The following is a 4,810-nucleotide window of genomic DNA, read 5'->3' on the forward strand; positions in this document are numbered from 1 at the left end:
TCCAATCTCCGCCAAGCATGCTCAAGCTTCACGATTTTTGCAACAGAGCCGGCAAAACAACCGCAGCAATGGTTTTAGCCAATCAGCTGTCTCTGGGGGCGAAAGTGACAGTCATAGACGCAGACCCAAACAGGCCTTTCAAAAGCTGGGCATCTGGAGGCAATACTCATCCAAATATGCATATCGTCGTCGATGCCGATGAGGAAAATATCATCGACAAGATTGAGGAAGCCGCAACGCGCACTCCTTTCGTTATAGTTGACCTCGAAGGAACTGCCGCGAAAATTGTGCTACTGGCCATCAGTCAGGCAGATCTCGTCGTTGTACCCACGCAAGGTAGCCAATTAGACGCAGAGCAAGCAGCGAGAGCGCTTAAACTCATCCGACAGCAGGAAAAAATGACACGCCGGATAGTACCCTATGGGGTCCTGCTTACTCGTACAAACCCTGCCATACGAACGAGGACGACGGCTCATATCCAGGAAGGCCTTCGTAACGCGGGAGTGCATGTGTTCACAGCTGAGTTAAACGAGCGCGAAGCGTACAAGGCAATGATGGCCTTCCAAAGGCCGCTTCAGGACCTCGATCCGAGCGATGTCTCGAATATCGACAAGGCGATAGCAAACGCCAACAGGTTCACGATGGAAGTGATTGAAAGGCTCAGGGAGAAGGTTGGCAACGATCAAGGAGACGGACGATGAACGAGCGCGCTAACCCATTCGCCGATCTCTCCAGTCTATCTGACTTCGACGTAAAGCCATCGAAGCCGAAGCCTGACACAAGGATCATTGACCAGTTGGCTAATGAAGCCGAATTTCCCAGTCGGTCACCCCAGTCAATCTCAACACAACCCGAGTCACGATCGTCACCGCGTCGTTACATGACGGGTCGAAACAAACAGATAAACGTCAAGGCAACCGAACAAACAATTGCCAAATTCTATGGGATTGCAGACCAACTCAATAAACCTATGGGGGCAGTTCTGGAGATGGCCTTGGATGCGCTGATTGATGTGATACAGGCGCAGCGATAGGGCAGGGGGCTCAATTCTTATCGCGCGCGGCCGCGCGAGCTGACATATGACCTGCAAAATCCCTCAAATGATCGATAGAGGGATTCGCCCTGCAAACGATCAAGCCTATCGCCCATATGAGCGCGATAGGCTCCCGCTATGATATCCCGATCCCAGCCACCTCCATAATCGTTGAGACTCGCCAACAACCGGGTATCATTACAAAAATGAAGACTGCCACTCGGGAAAAATTTTTGCGTCTCTAAAGTAGCAGATGAATCTTCCGATACCGCTATAGCGAGATTATCGGTCGAGCCATCTCTACGCGCTTTGCGTCCGATCTTTGGACGATCTACTTCATTAGCGGCTTCGTTAGTGCCTGACTCATCTTTAGGCAAAAAATAGAGCTGAACTTCGCGAACGCGGCCTCCACGGCCCCCACGAATCTCGTTCCATCCAAACTCAAAATGAGCAAGTTGGTTGACTTCCGCACGCGCTTTATCGAGAACAACGCGCCTCAATTGAGCAAAATTCGGGATCGTACCTTCTGGCACTCCCAAACGCTCCCGCAGTTCATCTACTGTGCCTTGCCATATCTTATCCCTGCGGCCAATTAACAAGCAGCCTAGTTCATAGATAGCTAAAGCATATTTCGACTGAAAAGATAGAAGAGCGGCGCGATTGATCCTGGCGTAGTAGTCGGAGCCCTGCAGCATCATACGGGCAGCATCTGTGAACTCCCATTCAACGATGGACATTCCGTCCTCAGAGCGCTCCTCGATGTTCCAGGCCATCAAAGCGCTAGTCAAAACGGCATCTCGACCTCGTGCAGAGATCGTGGGCATCGTGAATTTCAAATCCATCAGCTCTCTGAGGACCGAACTGATCCTTTCGTTGCCGTTGTGACTGCCACGAAGTTCCTTTTTTGTGATCGTATGGGTACCGACTTTCCAGGCCTCACCACCGGCCTTTGCGATGAGGAGAGCAAGGACCTTTCTGGCGGCCAGGGAAGGGGACGCACCACGAGCATAACTCGCTTCAATCAACTCGCCAGCTTTGATAATGACGCGAGCACCTTCGCGCTCGGCCCGATGAGCCGCGCGGAGGGTTCGACCAGTCTCAACGTCCGACTCAGCCATGTGACTTCAATACTGTGACCTGATCATACTATGCAAGGCACATAAACCACCCCATTAGTAACAGTTTGTGCTACATGACGAGGGACCACTCCATGCCCACCCGAAAGGTAACAATGAGAGTTTTCGAATCGGAACAACCATCACCCCATTAGTCACACTATCCATGGACCTATGGGCTGATATCTGGCCAGGATGAGTGCGCGCCGACAGTGGCCACCCCATCGGTAACAGTTCCTGCGGACATCGATTCGAATTCATGGCGTTTGAAGGGAGAATGCCTGCATTCTCAAGGGTAATCAGAGGTACGCACCGTCAAAGCGTCGATGTTATGCCACCCACCCAATTAGTCACAGTTTCTCCCCCACTCGCACCCGTGCAGTAACAGAATCCCACCCCGGGAATCACAAGTAGCCACCCCATTCGTAACATTATCTCCCCCATGGGGTCACATTAAACCCCATATTATTTTGGAATTCCAACAGTCTAGCGGTGATGAATCCTAGAATCCCTGAATCAAAGAAACTCCCGCGCTGCGCTTGGGCGTCTTTCAAAATGTAATGGGAGAAAAGGGGGGAGAGGACCCTGCGGCCAAGAGAGGCCGCAAAGAAAGGTCCGCTTCCCATGCACTGTCCGCCACTATCCTCGCACCTCCACGTCGGCCGTCTCCTCGATGCCGCCCAGCAGCTTGCCGGCCACCTGCGCGCATCGTCTCGCCTGGATCGAAGCCTGCTCAACGCGGCGATGTCGGCCGCTTTCGGCGCCACCGCGGCGACCGGTGCCTGGACACAGCGTGACAGTTTCGTTGCCGCAGAAATCGCCCTGATCCTTCGGTTGCGGGAGATCGATTTGCCGCAGGGAAGGGCGGAGACCTTGGGTACGCTTGCGGCGCTCGCAGCCCTGCTGCCCACCCAGACTGTCCGAAGCGAGGAGCAGATCGCTCACCAGCATTTCTCGACGCCCCTGTCGCTGTCCTGGTTAGCCGCACAGCTCGCCGGCGTGACGCCAGACGACGTCGTCCTGGAGCCCAGTGCCGGGACCGGCATGCTTGCGCAATGGCTGGGGCAGGGGAGGGCGCTCCACCTCAACGAGATCGATCGGGCTCGCGCCGAGGTGCTGCGCCGGCTGTTCCCGTCCGCGTCCGTCACCGGCGAGGATGCCGCCCGGATCGATCCGATGGGCGTGCGGCCCAGCGTCATCGTCATGAACCCGCCTTTCGCGCGCAACGCCGCTGGCGGCGGGGATCGTCTTGCGGCCGCGCGGCATCTGGCTGCCGCTGTCCGCGCGTTGTGCCCGGGCGGCCGACTGGTGGCACTCATGCCGGACAGCTTCTCCGGCACGGGGAAGGGGGCCGACGTCTTCGCGCGCGCCCTTCAGGGATGCCGCGTCATCCAGCATATCCGCCTTGAAGGGGCCTTTGCTGCGCATGGCACATCAGTGCCCGTGCGGTTGCTGGCGATCGACAAGGTGCCCGGCAAGCTTACGACGGCCGTGATCCAGCGGTCCAGTCTGGTCGACCTGATCCCTTTCCTGGGGCAGTTGCCGGCGCGCGCGCCGCTGCTTGGCGCAAGGCCATCCGCTGTAGCCGCTCAACCGTTGGTCGCTGCCAAGGCGGGCGTGGGCTTGTTCCGCTCCATCGGTACGCGCGCCATCGAGCGCCACTCTTCACCGTGTGCGCCCGCAGCCGCAGCCGCGCCCGACCGGATCTGGACCGAGGTACACTATGACGTGATCGATCGGCCCGACGATGCCGCGCAGTCTGCTGGTGTCTATGCCGCGTGGCGCCCGCAGCGCATCGCCTTTGCCGGCGCAGCGGAGCATCCCGCCGCTCTTGTCGAATCCGCCGCCATGGCTTCGGTGCCGCCGCCGCTGCCGTGTTACGTTCCGCGGCTGCCGCACGCGGTACTCGACAATCAGGTCCTGTCCGCCGCCCAGCTCGAAACCGTTGTGCAGGCGCTCGATGCCATGGAGCATGATCTGCCCGGGCGCTACCGGGTACCTGAGAAGGGCGCCGACCTGGTCGCGCATGCCGAAGGCCAGATCTACCGGCAGGGCTTCTTTCTTGGCGACGGCACCGGTGCGGGGAAGGGCCGGCAGCTGGCAGGTATCCTGATGGATCAGTGGCTGCGCGGCAACCGTCGCCATATCTGGCTGAGCGAGAATTCCGCCTTGCAGGCTGATGCTATCCGCGACTGGGAAGCGCTGGGCGGAATGGCCCTCGACATTCAGTCCATGTCCAAGTTCCGGCCGGAGGCGAAGATCGGGCTTGCCGAAGGCATCCTGTTCCTGAGCTATGCGACCCTGCGCAGCGCGTCGGGCGGCAAGACCCGGTTGCAGCAGCTCGTCGAGTGGTGTGGCCCGGATTTCGACGGATGCATCCTGTTCGACGAAGCCCACGCCATGGGCGGCGTCGCCGGTGGGGAAGGGCGCTTCGGTGCGACCAGGGGATCGCAGCAAGGCATTGCCGGCGTCGAGCTGCAGAACCGTCTGCCCCGCGCGCGTGTCGTCTATGCTTCCGCTACTGGCGCCACCGCCGTGAATAATCTGGCCTACGCCACGCGCCTCGGTCTGTGGGGGGAGGGCACCCAATTCCCGGATCGCGTCTCGTTTGAGAACACCGGGAATAAAAGGGGCCACGGATCGGCCGGTAGCACCGGATTAA

At 58.6% G+C, this 4,810-nt stretch carries 4 protein-coding genes; 3 read left to right on the top strand and 1 reads right to left on the bottom strand.

Annotated elements, in window-relative coordinates:
- A partial coding sequence (locus tag ACEK02_RS23490) for a ParA family protein (protein ID WP_371423949.1) occupies window positions 1-701 on the top strand: 701 nt, incomplete at its 5' end.
- Complete coding sequence (locus tag ACEK02_RS23495) at window positions 698-1,033, top strand: hypothetical protein (RefSeq protein ID WP_371423950.1); 336 nt, start codon at window positions 698-700, stop codon at window positions 1,031-1,033. The genes ACEK02_RS23490 and ACEK02_RS23495, both read left to right, overlap by 4 nt.
- 17 nt (window positions 1,034-1,050) lie before the next feature.
- Here ACEK02_RS23495 and ACEK02_RS23500 read toward each other — a convergent pair whose 3' ends face one another.
- Window positions 1,051-2,151 carry a replication initiation protein gene (locus ACEK02_RS23500; protein WP_371423951.1) on the bottom strand — a complete coding sequence of 367 codons (1,101 nt, stop codon included), beginning with the start codon at window positions 2,149-2,151 and terminating at the stop codon, window positions 1,051-1,053.
- A 621-nt stretch (window positions 2,152-2,772) separates the two neighbouring features.
- Between ACEK02_RS23500 and ACEK02_RS23505 the strand changes: the two genes are divergently transcribed.
- On the top strand, window positions 2,773-4,810 hold a 2,038-nt coding region (locus tag ACEK02_RS23505; RefSeq protein ID WP_371423952.1), incomplete at its 3' end, for a strawberry notch-like NTP hydrolase domain-containing protein.

Origin of the sequence: Tardiphaga sp., from assembly GCF_041424195.1 — a bacterium.
Taxonomy (GTDB): domain Bacteria; phylum Pseudomonadota; class Alphaproteobacteria; order Rhizobiales; family Xanthobacteraceae; genus Tardiphaga.

Coding starts and splice junctions, on each gene's coding strand:
- ACEK02_RS23495 (WP_371423950.1), top strand. CDS start 698: ATGAACGAGCGCGCTAACCCATTCGCCGATCTCTCCAGTCTATCTGAC.
- ACEK02_RS23500 (WP_371423951.1), bottom strand. CDS start 2,151: ATGGCTGAGTCGGACGTTGAGACTGGTCGAACCCTCCGCGCGGCTCAT.